The organism is Paenibacillus sp. JJ1683, assembly GCF_053006485.1.
In genome coordinates this window covers 4,609,899-4,627,471 of sequence record NZ_CM129820.1, presented here as the reverse complement: position 1 = coordinate 4,627,471, position 17,573 = coordinate 4,609,899, and the positions used below count along the sequence as shown (strand labels likewise).

18 protein-coding genes are annotated in these 17,573 nt (G+C 45.6%); 12 read left to right on the top strand and 6 right to left on the bottom strand.

Annotation, left to right across the window (positions count from 1 at the left end; all coding sequences use genetic code 11):
• Window positions 1-227 precede the first annotated feature (227 nt).
• Window positions 228-1,106: a LysR family transcriptional regulator gene (locus ACUC6J_RS19870; RefSeq protein ID WP_447249327.1), complete on the bottom strand. Its 879-nt coding sequence runs from the start codon at window positions 1,104-1,106 to the stop codon at window positions 228-230.
• 146 nt (window positions 1,107-1,252) lie between these two features.
• Between ACUC6J_RS19870 and ACUC6J_RS19865 the strand changes: the two genes are divergently transcribed.
• The 5 genes from ACUC6J_RS19865 (at window position 1,253) to ACUC6J_RS19845 (ending at window position 4,231) form a co-directional block, all read left to right on the top strand.
• Window positions 1,253-2,182, top strand: coding sequence for a DMT family transporter (locus tag ACUC6J_RS19865; protein ID WP_340865442.1), 930 nt, complete (start codon window positions 1,253-1,255; stop codon window positions 2,180-2,182).
• A gap of 85 nt (window positions 2,183-2,267) precedes the next feature.
• Window positions 2,268-2,882: a hypothetical protein gene (locus ACUC6J_RS19860; protein ID WP_123797616.1), complete on the top strand. Its 615-nt coding sequence runs from the start codon at window positions 2,268-2,270 to the stop codon at window positions 2,880-2,882.
• Window positions 2,883-2,961: 79 nt separating this feature from the next.
• Window positions 2,962-3,288 (top strand): hypothetical protein, encoded by a 327-nt coding sequence (locus tag ACUC6J_RS19855; RefSeq protein ID WP_016820018.1) that lies wholly within the window; start codon window positions 2,962-2,964, stop codon window positions 3,286-3,288.
• Between the two features lie 18 nt (window positions 3,289-3,306).
• Complete coding sequence (locus ACUC6J_RS19850; protein WP_019688524.1) at window positions 3,307-3,597, top strand: hypothetical protein; 291 nt, start codon at window positions 3,307-3,309, stop codon at window positions 3,595-3,597.
• A gap of 313 nt (window positions 3,598-3,910) precedes the next feature.
• Window positions 3,911-4,231, top strand: coding sequence for a hypothetical protein (locus tag ACUC6J_RS19845; protein WP_013372898.1), 321 nt, complete (start codon window positions 3,911-3,913; stop codon window positions 4,229-4,231).
• A gap of 149 nt (window positions 4,232-4,380) precedes the next feature.
• Here ACUC6J_RS19845 and ACUC6J_RS19840 read toward each other — a convergent pair whose 3' ends face one another.
• The 3 genes from ACUC6J_RS19840 to ACUC6J_RS19830 form a co-directional block, all read right to left on the bottom strand.
• Complete coding sequence (locus ACUC6J_RS19840) at window positions 4,381-5,238, bottom strand: 1,4-dihydroxy-6-naphthoate synthase (RefSeq protein WP_447249326.1); 858 nt, start codon at window positions 5,236-5,238, stop codon at window positions 4,381-4,383.
• A complete protein-coding gene (locus ACUC6J_RS19835; RefSeq protein ID WP_447250310.1) occupies window positions 5,239-5,898 on the bottom strand; it encodes a futalosine hydrolase in 660 nt (219 codons plus the stop codon).
• A 201-nt stretch (window positions 5,899-6,099) separates the two neighbouring features.
• Complete coding sequence (locus tag ACUC6J_RS19830; RefSeq protein ID WP_016820022.1) at window positions 6,100-6,345, bottom strand: hypothetical protein; 246 nt, start codon at window positions 6,343-6,345, stop codon at window positions 6,100-6,102.
• A 296-nt stretch (window positions 6,346-6,641) separates the two neighbouring features.
• On the opposite strand from ACUC6J_RS19830, the gene ppk1 reads away from it, so the two are divergent.
• Window positions 6,642-8,750, top strand: coding sequence for a polyphosphate kinase 1 (ppk1, locus tag ACUC6J_RS19825; RefSeq protein ID WP_016820023.1), 2,109 nt, complete (start codon window positions 6,642-6,644; stop codon window positions 8,748-8,750).
• Here ppk1 and ACUC6J_RS19820 read toward each other — a convergent pair.
• Window positions 8,710-10,245, bottom strand: coding sequence for a Ppx/GppA phosphatase family protein (locus ACUC6J_RS19820; protein ID WP_447249325.1), 1,536 nt, complete (start codon window positions 10,243-10,245; stop codon window positions 8,710-8,712). The two genes, ppk1 and ACUC6J_RS19820, sit on opposite strands and share 41 nt — an antisense overlap.
• Window positions 10,246-10,464: 219 nt before the next feature.
• On the opposite strand from ACUC6J_RS19820, the gene ACUC6J_RS19815 reads away from it, so the two are divergent.
• Complete coding sequence (locus ACUC6J_RS19815; RefSeq protein WP_016820025.1) at window positions 10,465-11,121, top strand: YheC/YheD family protein; 657 nt, start codon at window positions 10,465-10,467, stop codon at window positions 11,119-11,121.
• 282 nt (window positions 11,122-11,403) lie between these two features.
• The gene (sda, locus tag ACUC6J_RS19810; protein ID WP_007431918.1) at window positions 11,404-11,547 is read left to right on the top strand and encodes a sporulation histidine kinase inhibitor Sda; all 144 of its coding nucleotides are present in this window, start codon (window positions 11,404-11,406) and stop codon (window positions 11,545-11,547) included.
• 159 nt (window positions 11,548-11,706) lie between these two features.
• On the opposite strand, the gene ACUC6J_RS19805 is transcribed toward sda, so the two are convergent.
• Window positions 11,707-12,711, bottom strand: coding sequence for an NAD(P)/FAD-dependent oxidoreductase (locus ACUC6J_RS19805; protein WP_016820026.1), 1,005 nt, complete (start codon window positions 12,709-12,711; stop codon window positions 11,707-11,709).
• 236 nt (window positions 12,712-12,947) lie between these two features.
• Here ACUC6J_RS19805 and ACUC6J_RS19800 point away from each other — a divergent pair, with 236 nt between their 5' ends.
• The 4 genes from ACUC6J_RS19800 (at window position 12,948) to ACUC6J_RS19785 (ending at window position 17,395) form a co-directional block, all read left to right on the top strand.
• Window positions 12,948-14,138, top strand: coding sequence for an NAD(P)/FAD-dependent oxidoreductase (locus ACUC6J_RS19800; RefSeq protein ID WP_025365756.1), 1,191 nt, complete (start codon window positions 12,948-12,950; stop codon window positions 14,136-14,138).
• A gap of 135 nt (window positions 14,139-14,273) precedes the next feature.
• A complete protein-coding gene (locus ACUC6J_RS19795) occupies window positions 14,274-14,780 on the top strand; it encodes a MarR family winged helix-turn-helix transcriptional regulator (protein ID WP_016820028.1) in 507 nt (168 codons plus the stop codon).
• 114 nt (window positions 14,781-14,894) lie between these two features.
• Entirely contained in the window at window positions 14,895-16,232 is a 1,338-nt protein-coding gene (locus ACUC6J_RS19790; protein WP_447249324.1) for an HlyD family secretion protein, read from the top strand.
• Window positions 16,229-17,395: an ABC transporter permease gene (locus ACUC6J_RS19785; protein ID WP_031462159.1), complete on the top strand. Its 1,167-nt coding sequence runs from the start codon at window positions 16,229-16,231 to the stop codon at window positions 17,393-17,395. Before ACUC6J_RS19790 ends, ACUC6J_RS19785 begins: the two co-directional genes overlap by 4 nt.
• The last annotated feature ends 178 nt before the right edge of the window (window positions 17,396-17,573 follow it).

Below are 17,573 nucleotides of genomic sequence, written 5' to 3'. Positions count from 1 at the left end.
CAGATTTCGTATCCATGGCGGATTCGCGATTAATCTAATTTTACCGTGCTACAATGCCCTGAAATGATATTCAACGCCCCATCTATATTGTTCTACACCTGTCCAAAGTGATTTGCGAATATAAGCTTATCATGAATAAGCTCATCCAAGATCTTCACATCACTAGCTACATTGCTTTACGCAACTTTTCCTCTTGTTCGATGATTCGATAATTCTGCACATATGCCCTATTGCTTCAAATCAGTAAACAGCTCCTGCGCAGTACGCACAAATAACTGTACAGCAAGTGAAGCATTGTGTAGAGAGGGGATAGCGATACCGATTTGACGCGTAATTAGAGGCGTGGTTTCCTTGACGGTCAGATCATGGGGGAACGTGGATAAGGCGAGTGAAGAGACAATGCCCATACCTAGTCCCTGTTGGACCATGCTGACCAGCGTGCTGATATTGTGAGTAATGAATTGTGCCTGCAACTGACTCTGCTCGCGTTCAAAACCTTCCATAATGGCGACCTCATGTCCACCTTTACAAAAGATCATCTCCTGTTGATTCAAGTCTCGGATGGCGATTTTGTCGTGCGATTGAAAAGGGTGACCGTCAGGCAGCAGAATAACCATGTCATCCTGACATAAAGGAATTACATCTACCTCAGGGTCTGGCAACAGGATGATTCCCGCTTCAATTTCTCTGGTATGTACCCACTCCTTGACTTCATTCGTGGAACCTTCGTGTAAATCGAAAACAAGGTTCGGATAGTGCTGACGAATATGATCAATAATCGGGGGCAGAAAATAGGCCGAGGCAGAAGGAAAGGCACCAATCGTGATCGTACCCACATCTAAGCCTTTTTCAGCGGCCACCTGCTGCTGCACCTTTTCCATGCTTTGCAGCATCATGCGGAATTGCAGCAGCACCTTGTGTCCGATATCTGTCAGGAGCACGCCTTTTTTTCGATCGCGCAGCAATAGCTGGACATCGAGCTCGTTCTCGATACTGGCGATGGCATGGCTGACCGCAGGTTGCGTCATATGCAGCTCATGGGCAGTTTGGGTAAAGTTTAGTGTTTCCGCTACGCGAACAAAGATCATAATCTGAGTAATAGTCATAAGTGAAAAGTTATCTCCCTTATTGAAAACATTCATTTTATTTATTAGTGACCACAGTATAAGCTAGTAAAGCAAAACTTTGCAAACGGCTGTTCAGAGTTTAGTCGTAAGCAATGCGCAATGAAATTCTAAGGAGAGAGACATCTATGAAAAAATTAACGCCTAAAGCTACGTTGTGGCTTGTCTTGATATTAGTGATGGTATGGGGGATCAACTGGCCGTTGACCAAGCTGGCCTTGCCAGATACGCCGCCGATATTTTTTTCGGGAATCCGCACGCTGCTGGGTGGTGTGATTCTGCTGTTGTTCGCTATGCGTAATCGGAAAACCTTACGCCTTAGACAAAATGCGTGGACATATCTTGTGCTGGCTATATTTAATATTGCAGGCTACTATGGCTTGCAGACGGTAGGACTGCGTTATTTGCCTGCAGGATTATTTTCCACTTTGGTATTCCTTCAACCGATCTTGTTGGGATTATTCTCCTGGCTGTGGTTGGGAGAGCGTATGTTTCCTCTGAAGGTCATTGGACTGGTACTCGGTTTTGGTGGAGTGATCGTGATTAGCTCAGGCGGAATGGCAGGTCATTTGTCTGTGCTGGGCATTGTGCTGGGGCTAGCCTCGGGACTGTGCTGGGCGCTCGGAACGATTTATATGAAGAAAAAAAGTAAACAACTGGACTCCATTTGGGCGGTGACGATGCAACTCATTTTGGGAGGGATCATACTCAACGGGATTGGGTTTACGACCGAGAAATGGAGCGATATCCACTGGACAGCCTCCTTTATCGCTATTCTATTGTTTATTTCAGTATTCGTGATTGCGATGGGCTGGATGATTTATTTTAAGCTAATCGACAATGGGGATGCAGGAACCGTCGGCTCATATACGTTTATGATTCCGGTGCTATCCACACTCTTTAGTATGGTCATGCTCAGAGAGTCCCTCACTTTGACATTTGTAGTGGGGTTGGTGCTGATTGCAGGTAGTGTGTATTTGGTAAATACAGCTTCTCCCGGAAAGCGAGCGAACCAAAGCTCGAAGCCTAATGAAACGAATTCCTGTACAAATGCTTAGAAAATATAGAATTAGGAAAAATATACTAGAATATCAGAGAGGGGAATAGTAAAATATGACTATATAAATAGAGAGGAAGTTTGGTATGGGAGAGTTAAGCGGTCATACTCAGTCTGTGGAGCCACAACCACAGCCTATTCGTAAGCTGGCAGTTGTAGCAACGGTCATTTCTGGAGTAGCTGTACTAGGCTGTATAGCCTTGGCGGTATGGAATTATAATCTGAATACGAAGGTCAATTCTTTAACTATAGCGAATGCATCGCTAAAACAGACAACACAAGCCTTAACCAAGCAACAAAATGATACAGAGGCCCTACTTGGAAAAGTTAAATTAGCAGCCAACCTGTCATCCATAACGCATCTGTTAGAGCAGACATCTGTCGTTACAGATGATTTTGTATTGGAAAAAGTGACTTTTGATGTGGCAGAGGATGGCAAGTTGAAGGGTGTGCTACTGAATGTGAACAACCAACCTAATCTCGGTTTTGGCGGTGCTTATCAAGGTTATGGCAAATATAATATGTCTTCTGCTGCATTGACGAAGAAGGCAGAGGAAGTCATCGACATAGCTATGAAGGAGTACAGTACATCTGACAAGCTTCCGGTATGGGATAAGAATACGAAGGTGGAAATGACGGTTCAAAATTATCCGCTTGGTAAGCGGGAAGGCGGCACTTTTAAGCTCACTGGTCAGCAATAGGAGGAACCTAACGTTAATCCGATGCTGGACTTTACAGATTTTTGTCTTAAGTATACAAATTGAGCGGGGGAGCTAGGATATGGACAGGTACACACCTACAGCGAGGGAACGCTGGCAGATGAAACAGAGTGAGCCGCAGCCGCAGGGCTGGGTGCTCGCTCTATTTGGTTGGATTTTTTCAGGTTTGGGGTTCGTATTTAGTTTTTTTGTCATTGGAGGCTTGTTTGGACTTATAGGTCTTGTTTTCGGAATTTTGACTAGAAAGATGGAACAAAGAAACACGCAAGGCATCCTGATTATCGTCATCAGCTCCGTTGCCATTGGCATTGGCCTATTGATTTTTATGATTTTTTTCGCGCATGGTTTTGTAGAAGGTCTGAGAGAAGGTTATAATGAGCATTATTAGGTCAGGGAGGTAACACCATTGAGTGTCATTATTTCACAGCAAATCTCGGCAACGGGTGTGAAGGAATATACGAAGGTGATGAAAACATTTGATTCCCCTTTTACACCTTTGGTTGGACAGAAAATCAGGGATACGGCATTTGGCGATATGCAATATTATGATGTCGAGGACGTATTTATTGATCTAGCGGAGAATGAGTACTGGGTAATTCTACCTGCGATTTTGCTGCATACAGATGATATTGAGGATATACGAGATGCTGTGCGTGAGTATCGTTCACACGGTTGGGAATGTACGAAGCCTTTATAAATGCATACTGCTTAAGCATCTACACGGAGACGTCTTTCTTTTGCGAGATAGGCGTTTTCTTGTGTATTTGTGTATAAACTATTCCTAATGATTGGCATGAAAAGAAAGAAATTATGCTGAAAATGCGCAAAATGTATCATTTTTTATCATAAAACGACAAGTTGGGAAATGAAAACGGACTTAATGTGTTATACTTAGTATATCAAAGGACAAGAGTCTAAAACGACCGGTAAGGCCCTTTCTTTGAAGAGCCTCTGAATGGTTCAACGTTTATCCAAAATAAATGGTCAAAAGGAAAAGGGGAAATGCTAACGTGAGAGTGAATTTGAAATTTACGAACAAAGGGCAAGTTGCAGTTGAGAAGTTCAACAATGAGGAGCTTATCGAAATCTTTAGCCGCTACATTAAAACGTTATGCAAGAAGTATGATATCTCGGTTACGGTACCTGAGGATCTGAACGAGCAGATTTTGGAAGAGGGCACCGTGAAGGTCGTGCTGGATAAGATTAATTGTGACATGGACGCTTTTTTCAAAGAGCTGAGTCGGGATATCAAGGTGCCGCTGGTCAAACGATTGGGTACCAAACTGGATAACGTGTTTAAGACCGAGGTCGTGGAGCAAGAACAGAGCTAAGAATAAGCGAGACCCAATGAGAATTTGCATTATGAAATCATAAAACCTCCCGAATGGGGCGCATGGCTAGGCAATGTGCTCGTTCGGGAGGTTTTATATGCTTAAGCTGCTCTATTTAGGAGATAACATGCATGGCATGTCTGCACCTTTTAGCGTGTTGTTGTGGACGTAAGGCGCAGTTTGGCTAAATCAAACGGAGGCACCAGCCCTTCCTGCGCAGCGCGACCGAGTAAGGTTTCAATGGCGGCATAACCGCTGTCGCCCAAATTGGCGGTAAAATCGTTCACGTACAGGTCGATATGCGATTGGGCGACATCGGGTGATAGCTCTTGCGCATGAGACAATACATATTCACGCGAAGCTTCGGGATGTTTCCAAGCATATTCGACAGAGGCACGTATCCAGTTGGTGATCGCATCCAGATCCAGTGTACGACGGGCAATAATAGCTCCGAGCGGGATTGGCAGCCCTGTATCTTCTTCCCACCAGTTCCCTAGGTCAACTTGCTTGCTAAGTCCATAGGACGGATATGTGAAGCGTGCTTCATGAATCACCAATCCTGCATCTATCTCTCCGTCACGGACAGCAGGCATAATTTGGTCGAACGGCATCACGACGATCTCGCCGACACCTCCAGGCACATGCTTGGCCGCCCATAGACGGAACAGCAGATAAGCGGTGGAACGTTCACTTGGAACAGCTACACGCTTGCCGGATAGGGCTTCCGGACCTTCGACGGTGGAACCTTCCTTAGTCAGCACGAGCGGTCCACAGCCCCGGCCCAGTGCACCACCACAAGGCAGCAGGGCGTATTCATCCAGCACCCAAGGAAGTGCAGCGTACGAAATTTTCATGATATCAAGTCCGTCTGGTGTGATCGCCAGATTGTTGGTGATGTCGATATCGGCGAATGTAATGTCCAGCGCGGGTGCGCCCGGAATCAATCCATGCGCCAAGGCATGGAAGACAAAAGTGTCGTTAGGACAAGGTGAAAAAGCAATTTGCATCTATATAACCTCCGTTAATGTAGAAAATGCGGCTTCCAGCGCTTGCAAAGCCTCTTTGATTCGCCAGGATGCACGGTCACGTGGACCAACAGCATTGGAAATCGTGCGAATCTCCATCATCGGCAGCTCGAACCTGTTGGCCGCCACGGCTACGCCGTAACCCTCCATCGCTTCGGCAGCAGCTCCGGGAACGCGTTTGGCTAGGCGTTCCGCTGTAGCCGCTGTGCCGGTGGCCGTCGAGACGGTCAGGATCGGTCCGGCGACGGCCGTCTGGCCAGCGTCACGCAACGCCTGAACGAATCGCTGCGCGGTGGCAGCGTTCACGACAATGCGGCTGGAGCCAAAACCCAGCTCGTCCACGCTGCTGAAGCCCTCTGCCGTCTCTGCCCCTAAGTCGGCGGCAATAATCGCGTCAGCAACGACGACGCTCTCCAGTGCAGCGACCTTCACGAAGCCGCCTCCAATTCCAGCGCTAATGACCAGACGGTAGCCGCCAGTGGCCAGTGCCAGCGCGGTTGAAGCCGCTGCGGACGGAGCGCCTACACCGGCCAGCTCGACCACAAAGCGAGTGTCGCCTTTCAGGCCGCGCAGCACAGCCTCTCGTTCGCCTTCAACCGCGGTCATGACCAGGATGCGCCCATCTGATGTTGTATGCTCCATCGGTTGATTCCCCTTTAAATTTAGGTAATATGCTTTCTTATCATACTGCTTTTCCAAACGATGTTCAAAAAAAGTCGACAAAAAAAGCGCTCTATGGCGCTTTTCGGAGAAAACTGCAAGATTCAACAGATATGAAAATTGGTAGATTAAACATATAACCATTCTAATCTGGAAGAACAGCGCAGACATAGCATATAATAATTATATCGGCTGATCCTTCGTGATTAGCTGAAACATGGTGATATTGCGGTCATAATGGCTTGGGGTCCCATCCTGATTGCGCACCCGAATCATCTCGCTACTGAACAATTCGATATAACCACAGCCTATCTCACAGTATACGCCCGCAGGGTCCTCTTGCCAGACCGAAACGAGGTGTTGAGACAGCGCCGCGGTAAAAAATTCGATGTTTTTTTGCAGTACGCGTGGCGTTTTCTTGGGTTCCATAATGTAAATCCTCCCTATATCATGCCATTTGAAAATCAGCAATTGAACGTGGCTACTACACATCTTAATGAACTTAATCAACTGAAAAAGGTACGGTTCGTCATTCTACTCTATGAAACAAACGTAAACACTGTACCGCTTAATGCTATTTTTGTAAAGCATCCGTTTGACCTTTTCAACATCCATTGTGTGTTTACACACATTTTACATTGCGTTTACACTTCTGTGATGCTAGTGCGTTTCATCTAATAGTACAATAAAGGGTAACTATACTGCATGAAATTGATGGAGGCCATATGTTGATAGAGAGTCAGAAGAAGGATAAAGCCGGGTCAGAACGTTACTTTAACCGAGATTTAAGCTGGATTGAATTTAATCGTCGTGTGCTCCAGGAGGCTCAGGATGCAGATACACCGTTGCTGGAGAGAGCCAAATTCTTAGCAATTGTGTCCAGCAATTTGGATGAGTTTATGGCTGTTCGTGTTGCAGAGACGCGCGAGAAGATCAAGGCGGGTTTTATGCAAAAGGATTTTACGGGTTATACCCCTTCCGGTTTGTACAAGCGCCTGATCAAGCGTACCGTCTCCATGGTATCCGAGCAATACCGGACCTATCGTGATATTTCTCGCCTATTGACGAAAAAAGGTCTTTTGCTGCTTGAATATAATGATTTAAATACGACACAGCGCAAGTCGCTGGATGCATATTTTCATGAAATTATATTTCCGGTGCTTACACCGATGGCGGTCGATCAAAGCCGTCCTTTTCCACTGGTTCATAATAAATACGTATATTTGGCAGTTGTCTTGAAACGTCCAGGAGATACGGAGGAGGATAAGCCGCTTTTTGCCATTGTGCAGGTGCCTTCCAATATTCCGCGTGTCGTTTCGGTGCCGTTACGTTCCAATAGCAAGAAGAAATCATTTATTTTAATTGAGGAACTGATTAAGCATCATATACAAACGTTGTTTTCTGGATATATCCCCGAGGCGGTTCATGCCTTTCGGGTTACGCGTAACTCTGATTTGTCCATTAATGAAGAAGAGATCGAAGATTTGCTCGAAGAGATTGAAAAAGAACTGCGTCGAAGACGGCGGGGAGCACCGGTCAGACTGGAAGTGGAAAAAGGGATTAATCCCTTTGCCCTGATGGAACTTCAACGCGAATTCAAGCTGTTCGATCATGTATTTGAGATCGACGGGCCGTTAGATCTGACGTTTTTGTCGTCTTTTGCCGATCATTTGGAGGGGTATTCGCATCTGAAATTTCCGGCAATCAAACCATTGTATCCGGAAGAACTGCCTCCGCAAGAGGATATCTTTAACGTACTTCGCAAACGGGACGTGCTCGTGTACCATCCGTATGAATCGTTCGATGCGGTAACTGATTTTATCATTGAGGCATCAGAGGACCCGGATGTAATGGCCATTAAGATGACCCTGTACCGTGTCAATGGAGAATCGAAGCTCATTCCGGCTCTGGCACGTGCAGCCGAATCGGGTAAGCAGGTGACCGTAGTGGTCGAACTGAAGGCGCGTTTTGACGAAGAACGTAATATTGCTTGGGCGCGTACGCTTGAAAAAGCTGGCTGTCATGTAGTATACGGGTTGGTCGGCTTGAAAACACACGCCAAAATTATTCTAATAGTACGTCATGAACGTAATGTGCTCAAACGGTACGTGCATGTGGGAACTGGCAACTATAATGAAAGTACGGCACGTGTATATACGGATATCGGGTTATTCACAGCGGATCCGGTGCTGGGTGAGGATGCCTCTGAGCTGTTTAATGAAATCACGGGCTTCTCGGCGCTCAAGACCCCGCAAGCTTTCACCGTAGCTCCGACGGGAATGAAAAATAAGCTGTTCGACCTGATCCGCAGGGAAGCGGAGCAAGCACTTGCAGGCAAGCCAGCCCGTATTATTGCTAAAATTAATTCTTTATCCAATCAGGAAATGATTGATGAACTATATGCGGCTTCTCAAGCAGGTGTGAAGATTGATTTAATCATTCGAGGGGTCTGCTGTTTACGCCCTGGAGTGGAGGGCTTTAGCGAGAACATTCGGGTTATCAGTATTGTCGACCGTTTCCTAGAGCATTCCAGACTGTTTTACTTTGAAAATGCAGGTCATTCGGAGCTATTCTTGTCCAGCGCGGATTGGATGACTCGCAATCTGACTCGCCGGATTGAGCTGATGTGCCCAATTTATGACGACCGAATCAAAGAAATGCTAGTGGATATTTTACGTTTATCCTTGAAGGATAATGTAAAAGCACGCCAGCTTCTGCCGAATGGCAGCTATCAATTTGTAGCCAGAAACAACGAAGAGGCTCCCATCAGGAGCCAATTCGAAGCAATGAAGGTTAAAAACTGGAAGAAGGAAGAATGGACCACGACAACGTAAGATTCCAGGCCTTTTGAAAATCTTTTGCGACAGCCACCAGCTCCCGTTGCTCCAGAATCGGTTCACTCTTGCTTTCCAGGCGAATATGCAGCGCATCGTCTCCTGTCGTGGGATGGATGCCAGAGATGATGCCAGATTCGCTACGATCCATACCGATTGCTAGCTGGAGCAGCGAGCCGAGCCGGTGTACACGTTCTTCGTCGGAAGGCTCCAAAATATCTGCATGTGTGCGCAGCAAGCGGGGGGTCCGGTTTTTGGGGTGGTAATCAGCGATCAGCGCGGCTAGCACTGTTTCCCGGTGAGATAAGCCGCCAATGCCTGCGTGCAAGATCCAGAACACGGAATGCTGGCGGAAGTGATAGTAATTCAAGGCTGCGCCTGTTTTGTAAAGAGTTGCTGCGGTCAGTAACAAGCGTTTGTCCATAGCGATTGAGGGTCCCTCAGCTAAAGTGTCATAGAGTCGGACGGCGTACTCGTTAACCCGCTTGACATGCGCTTCGCTAACCGGGACAGCAAACGACAGAATATTGCGAATGGACGCGATGAGCGGATTAGCCACCACAGGCTGTTCAGCGTTGACTAGCTCATGAAACAGGCCGTCTCGCAGACCCGCTCCACTGACCAAATACGCGGAGCCTTGAGCAGCTTCAAAGATCGTTTTCAATATAATGAGACCCGGTACGATAATGTCGGCTCTGTCTTTGGACAGGCCGGCTGTTTTTTTGCGTTTTTCATAGGGGAGATGAGGCAGACTGCTATAAAAATAATCGACATCTTCTATTGTCATTTCGTAATGGTGTGTCACAGGAAGCGAGTAATCCCGCCGTTTCTGATTGATTTTAGCCAAAGTACGGAGGGTTCCACCCAGCCCGATAAACGGCAGACCCGGATTGGAGAAGATCCAATCATGGTTTTGCAGTGAAGAACGGACAAAGCTCTCCATTTCTTCAATCTGTCCAGTAGACCATTCGCCATTCTTGACCTCACGTCCAAAGCGCCAATTCATATTGACTGCGCCAAAGGGAAATGAAACTGTATGCAGCCGTGTTCGATCCCGGAACAGCGTAATTTCGGTACTGCCGCCCCCGATGTCAATAATAATGCCGTCACTCACATTCATTGTATTCACTACGCCTAGAAAACCGGCATAGCCCTCTTGCTCCCCACTCAGGATTTCCAATGTTAAATTTGTCTCTTCCGCAATCCATTGAACAATTTCGTCCGAATTGGCCGCATTGCGGATGGCCGCTGTTGCTGCTGCACGCATACGAACAACCCCGTGCATACGGCAAACTTCCATAAATTGGCGTAGCAATGGAGCGATGCTGCGGATTGCTTCTCGTTCCATACGGCCGTTGGCCCCAACCTTTTCGCTCAGTCGGGCAGCTTCTTTGCATTCCTGCACAATTCGATAAGCACCTGTCTCTGTCATTTCATAGATCACGAGACGTATGGAGTTTGAGCCAATGTCCATGATGCCAATTTTGCTATTCATGAGTTGACCTCCTTGTTGAAAGAAACAATTTGCAGCAAATTTAACTGCTCCGTTCTAAATGGTATTCAGATTATTGTCATTGTACCAGTGTTGTCCGGTGCATGCTACCGTTCGTCATGATCTTGTCGAAATAGACACATGATCCTGACAATCACCCAAGAATAGCACACCTCTATTGAGTATGTATAAGTATAGCTGACGGCGAAAGGAGAGAATTAGATGAGACAACTTGCAAGCAAATGGCTAAAGACGAAGGCGCTCCTCCATCATCCACATACCGCCGTTTATATACCGGAAACCTGTCTATATAGTGAAGAACAATTGCGCATAATGCTACGGCGGCATGCTTTTGTATTTATAAAACCCGTAAGAGGAGGCGGAGGTGTCGGAGTCATGCGCGTGGCAAAGGAGGGGAACGGCTACACCTGTACGCGTATGGAACAAACATATCGGTTCAGCCATTTTAGAGCGCTTGTGGCCGGAATCAGTAAGCTCCGAATCCAACGTCCGTATCTCATTCAGCAAGGTATTCAACTAGCAAGTATCCAAGGTAGACCTGTTGACTATCGAGTCAAAGTCGTAAAGGAAGGGGAAAAATGGGAGTTTCGTGCAGTGGTGGCGCGTCATGCTCGTCCCGGACTGGTCATAACGAATCTGTGCAAAGGAGGAACTTTGCTGAAGGGAACAGAGGCACTTCGAATGATATATCCGCGACGGCTAGCTAGACGAAAGCGGCGGGAGATCGTTGAACTTACACAGCACTGTATTCCTATACTTGAAAGAAGATTTCCCGGGATCGGACAACTGGGATTTGATTACGGGCTTGATTGGAATGGACGGGTATGGATTTTAGAGGTAAACACAAGACCTCAATAAATTCAGGTTTTCTTCAAAAAGTTTCCATTATAATCTATTAACAAGATGCTAAATATAATATATTTGTATAAACATAAAAAAATTTTTTTTTGCGTTTAATCGCCAAAATTCTGTGTATAAATATTGTCCACATTATCCCCTGTCACATATAAGGGTTAACGACACTTACCAACAATTTATACACAGGATTTCCACAATTGACTGTGGATAATAGAACGCTTGTTCCGTTTTTGGTATTTTGATAGAATAGATTTTGAAATAAAAGGAAAGGTTGTGTCGAGGATGGCTATGCTGACGGATGAAATGCTTTTGGATTCCTATCAGATGGCAATCGAGCTTAAACTTGAATGTGACTTCATTGCACTGTTGCTGGCTGAAATTCACAAAAGAAATCTAGAGATGAATACAGCCGTAGTCCTTCATTAGACCGGACAAGCTCTCGTACTGCGACTGTAAAGTCATTCAGGGTTCGGATGACTTTACGGACAATCACTGCAACGAATAGGCACACCGTGAAAAAGGGTATTTCACTCCAAAGGTTCAAATCTGGAGTAAAATACCCTTTTTTGTCATAGTCTAAATTAACTACAATTTCATGTTACTGCTGTGTCCGGGAGACAACTTGGCGTCTGGATCTACATAGACCTTGGCGTTGTTGACTGCTGTAGGAGCTTCACCAAAACCAACCGCGATCAGCTTGAGCTTGCCTGGATAGGTAGTGATGTCTCCTGCAGCGAAAATGCCAGGAATATTCGTCTCCTGACGAGAATCGACCACGATGGAGTTACTTTCGATTTCAATTCCCCATTCAGCAATTGGGCCAAGTGTGGATACAAATCCAAAGTTAACGATGACATCGTCCACTTCGATTTCCTGAGTTTCTTTGGTTTTTACATGAGCAAGAGTGACCTTTGTAATCGTATCTTCCCCATGCAATTCTGCAATTTCCGTTGGTGTAATCACGTTTACTTTGGAAGCGAGGAGGTTCTCGACACTGTGTTCATGCGCGCGGAATTTGTCACGGCGGTGAATCAATGTAACCTGTTCTGCAATCGGTTCCAGCATAAGGGCCCAGTCTACAGCAGAGTCACCGCCGCCACTGATTAGCACCTTACGACCTGCAAATTTGCTCAGGTCGCTGACAAAGTAATGCAGGTTCGTTTTTTCAAAACGATCGGCACCTGGAAGCTCCAGTCTGCGTGGCTCGAAAGCACCCACGCCAGCGGTAATGATAACCGCTTTACCATGATACTCGCCACCTTTGTCTGTTTTGACGATGAAGTGGCGTTCTTCTTTCTTCTCTAACGATACGACTTTCTCTTCTAGCTGCACCTCTGGATTAAAATGGTTCATTTGTTGAACCAAATTGTTGACCAGTTCCTGTGCAGTCACTTTAGGAAAGCCAGCAACGTCATAAATATATTTTTCAGGATAAAGGGCTGCAAGCTGGCCGCCCAGTTGGGGCATACTTTCAATTAAGGTGACGGATGCCTGACGCATTCCTCCGTAAAAAGCGGCGAAAATACCGGCTGGACCGCCTCCAATTATGATCAGATCGCGGATCTCCGCACCTGTGGATTGAGCTGTCACTCTAAAAACACCTCCGAAAGGGATAGTATGAATTGTAGATATTGAATCAGCCGCATAGAGGTTCAGATAGCCGCCGAACGTATGATTCACTGCTTATCATTATAAACTGCTGGGTTCTTCTTGCAAAGTTAAAGCGATTAATATTTGATGAAGACTTTCCGGTGAGTATAAGTTAACCGTGTTAAGAGAAAAGCTGTGAATATTGAATGATTATGTATATCGGAAGGGGTAGAAGCATGAGCAGTATTCCCAAAATTGTCATTGTGGGCGCCGGATATGGCGGTATATTGACGGCTCAGCAATTGCAAAAGGAGCTCAAGCACAATGAGGCAACTGTCACGCTAATCAACCGTCATGATTACCACTATATTACGACACATCTTCACATGCCTGCGGCAGGCACGGATACGATTGAGCATTCGAGGATTCCGATTGCGCAGCTAATCGATGAGTTCAAGGTGGATTTAGTCAAAGGAACAGTGAAGGAAATCATACCAAATGAGAAAAAAGTCGTGCTGGAGGATGGCTCGCTATCCTACGATTATTTGGTCATCGGATTAGGTGGCGAGCCGGAAACATTCGGAATTCCAGGGATGGATCAATTCGCACTGACGATTCGTAGTATTAACTCTGTGCGCCTGATTCGAGAGCATATTGAATACCAGCTCGCCCTGTACAAAAATGACGGTAAGCCAGGGCGCCTAAATTTCGTCGTAGGGGGCGCTGGTTTTAGTGGCATTGAGTTTGTAGCGGAGTTGGCAGATCGTCTGCCACAGCTGGCTAAAGCTTACGACATCGATTTTAACCGAATTCAAATCATTAACGTCGAGGCAGCTCCTACAGCATTACCAGGGTTTGATCCTGAGCTGGTGGAATATGCGATGGATGTCCTCAAGCGTAAAGGGGTTAACTTCCGTATTGGAGTCCCGATTAAGGAATGCCAGCAGGATGGTGTAATCGTCGGTGAGGGTGAGAAAATTGAAGCCTGCACGGTCGTCTGGACAGGCGGAATCCGTGGAAACGGATTGATCGAGAAAGCCGGATTCGAAGTGATGCGTGGAAGGGTGAAAATCGACGATTTTCTGCGTGCACCGGGTCATGATGATATTTTCATTATCGGGGACAGTTCCCTGATGTTTAATCCGGAAGGCCGCCCTTATCCACCGACTGCCCAAATTGCAATGCAGCAAGGAGTACTTTGTGCCAAGAATCTGGCCGCTACGCTCCGCAAAAAGGAGCTGCACAAGTTCGTATTCTCCAACAAGGGTACAGTTGCATCTCTTGGAAAAGGTGAAGCTGTCGCCGTAGTAGGTAAACGCAAAATCAAAGGCTGGGTGGCTGCACAGTTGAAAAAAATTGTGGATCTACGCTATCTGTTCATCATTGGCGGCATTCCACTAGTACTGAAAAAAGGGCGGTTTTTCTAACGTCAGAAGGTTTCCATGACTCCTTGAATGGAGCTTGGAGACCTTTTTTATTTAGGTGAACGAAAAAAAGATATTGACTCATAACTATTCGACGACGTATAGTATGGTTACTAATTATAGAGGGGGAGCTTCACGTTGAATTCTGATTTTAAAATCAATGCCGATCCCAAGAGAATAAATTTATTGACTGAAAAGTTTCCAAATGTGGACTCCCAATCGTTGAATACGTTCGTACTTTTCGTGCAGGCAGCACATGAAGTGTACAATGGAGTGTCTTCCAGACTCTCGGAATATGGGTTATCTGTAGGCAACCTGAAAATTTTAGTGCCATTGTTTTTACATGAACGTGCATTGACTCCATCAGAGCTGGCTGAATATTCAGGGGTTACTCGTTCAACAGTAACCAGCGTAATTGATAAGCTGGAACGGGACGGCATCATCCGCAGAAGTACGCTGACGGATCGACGTATGACCGCGATCTCCTTGACTGACGAAGGAAAACAGTTAATGACGGAAAAAATTCCGATGTTCATCCAGCTTTTTTCGGAGTTAATGAATGAATTTACGCAGGAGGATCATATTCTATTTGCTACGTTATTATATAAGCTTTCCTCAGGACTTGAGCGGATAAAACGGGAATAATCAATTTCCTGGCTTAAATAGTTAGACGTCGTACTATCAGGTCCCTTATTTATTTTTTGTCTATTATTTTTTAACTACCATTGGTTAAATCATCATGAAGGAGAGTTTGTTGCAATGAATAAAAAGATCATTGTGTACGTGCTACTTGTTGTCGCATTAGGTACTGGAGGTACGCTGATGGCAATGAGCGGCAAGGATGCTGTGAGTATGGCAGCCCAACAAAAAAACACACTGCTTACGGCAGATACCGTGAATGTTGCTTTTCAGGGTGTAGGGGGAAGAGTAAACACGATTGAGGTGAAGGAAGAACAACAGGTGAAAAAAGGGGATGTAATCATGACTCTTGATCCTGTAGACCTTGATTTGCAAATCGAGAAATTAAAAACGGATATCGCACAGGTTGATGTGAAAATAAAACAGGCTAAAGACGGGCTGCAAAATCAGTCGGAGAAAATTTCAACTTCAGAAAAACAGGGACAATTGGACATTCAAGCCGCGCAAGCAGGAGAGTCCTTATTAAATCAAGGAACACGTGCGGAGGATATTCTAAGACAAAAGCTGGCTATTGAAGCAGCACAGCAATCGTTGGACGCAGCTTTGACAGGAGTAGAGACAGCCAAAAGGAATGCGGAAATCGCGCAAAAAACAGTGTCATCCAGACAACAGGCTCTGGACTTGGCTAATGTGAATTACAAGCGTATCAAAGCGTTATATGATGCCGGAGCTGGAACCAAAGCAGAACTGGATAACGCCAAAAACCAACTGGATAATGCCCAAATCTTGTTGGATACAGCTAAGGATCAGGTTGAAATTTCTAATAACCAGATTACAGCGGCTAGCAAACAATCGGACATTGCTAGAAATGGGATCGCTCAGCAGCAAACCACTTTGGATAAAATGGAGGCTGGCGCAACGGCTGAGGAACGCCAGCAGGCTCGTATCAAAACAGAAAAAGCCAAGGAAGCCTTGACTCAAACCTCGCAAACACGAAAAGATGTTAAGAATAGCGAATACAATGTGGATCTTCTGGCTCAACAAAAGCAGGCATTAAGTGTTCAACTCAAAACTTTGGAATTACAGCGGGGACGTATGGTGCTGAAGGCATCCACAGATGGTAAGGTGTCGCGTATTGTACCTAAAATGGGAGAGATCGTTTCTACGGGGGCAACGGGCGCCGTTATCGAAACCAGTCAGCTATACTACGATATTTATGTGGGTGAGGATTCCATGTCACAGTTTAAAGCTGGGGGAAATGTGACTTCGCACGTTGTAGCTTTAGATAAAGATGTCCAAGGCAAGGTGAGGTACATCACTTCTGCTCCTCAGTATACCAACATGAGAATGAGTCGGGACAAAGGTCTGTCGGATATAAGCTCCTTCCAAGTACGGGTGGATGTTCAGCGCACATCTGAATTATTACCTGGAATGACGGTAGAGGTTGTGACGAAATGAAGGCGTTTATAGAAGAATGGAAGCTGTTGATCAGCGGTAAGATGGTTTTCGTTATGCTGCTCGTTCCTATCATAGTAGCTCTAGCCTTTGGATTTGTTTTTAAAAATAATCAGCTTAACGATGCCTCTATAGCAGTAGTCGATTTAGATCATAGCAGTTATAGCCGACAGCTTATTAATAAATTAGATGCATCGCAGTATATTGATGTACGCCATGTGCAAGAGAATGAAGCCGATCCGAATTTACTCTTATATAATGAAAAGTTTTTTGCGGTGATTTACCTCCCAGCTGGGTTGGAGGAAAATAGGATCAAAGGAGTTCAGAGCAACATCGGTTTTTATGTGGATAATACGGTAGGTCAGGCTACTGGAAATCTACGCTCGGCAGTCACAGAGATTATGGCGACGGAAAATGCGATGCTGGCTGGTGGTGGATTAAAGGGCATGGGAATGAGTGACAGCCAGGTTACAGGGCTTACTTCTAATATGCTGCTTCAGCAGCGCCTGTTATATAATCCTACCAATGCTACTTTGATGACCTCGGTTATGGGATTCATTAATACGGTCATGATTTCATTGATTGGTGCTACTGTACTGACAATCGTCCCGCGATTGCGGGAGCAAGGAAGATTAAAAGAGGAGCTTCAGCATTCGTATAGCTTGATTCTTAGGGTGTTACCGTATGCGTTAGTAGGATGTGTGTCCTTTTACCTGTCCATTGGTTTACTTAAGCAAATTGGGGGATTACGCTTTGAAGCGAATGTATGGCAGCTCAGTATTCCATTTTTCCTATACACGATTACGTTGAGTTTGTTTGCAATGGTTTTAGGGTGGAATGCTGCGAATCCTGGAAAAGCTTCCTCACGCCTCATGCTAATTATACTGCCTTCGTTTTTACTGAGCGGTGCTCAATTGCCCGTGGCAATGCTGCCTCCATCGCTGCAATATGTAAGTAACATTCTCCCATTGACCTGGCATTTCAAGTTTTTGAGAGGTATGGGCTTCAAAGGTGGGAGCTTAAAATATTTTATTCCCGAGTTGGGAGGCTTTTTGGTCTTACTAAGTGGTTTGCTGCTTATTATCTTTATTTTGATTGCTCTGGAGAAAAGAAAGCTGGCGAAAAGTGAGAATACATCCGTAGTGGTGGAGCCGGTGATGCAATAATCTGAGCTATTATTCCTTGGTTTATTACCTGGGCAATCATAAAAAAAATACATTGTATCAGGCGCCCGTGCGGGGGCCTTTTCTCTTCTATTATAGTTTTAGATCTTATAAAAAAAGGATTCCGTCGTCCCGAAAGTGGGAGTTCACGAAATCCTCGGTTTTTTTCAGTAAAGAGTTG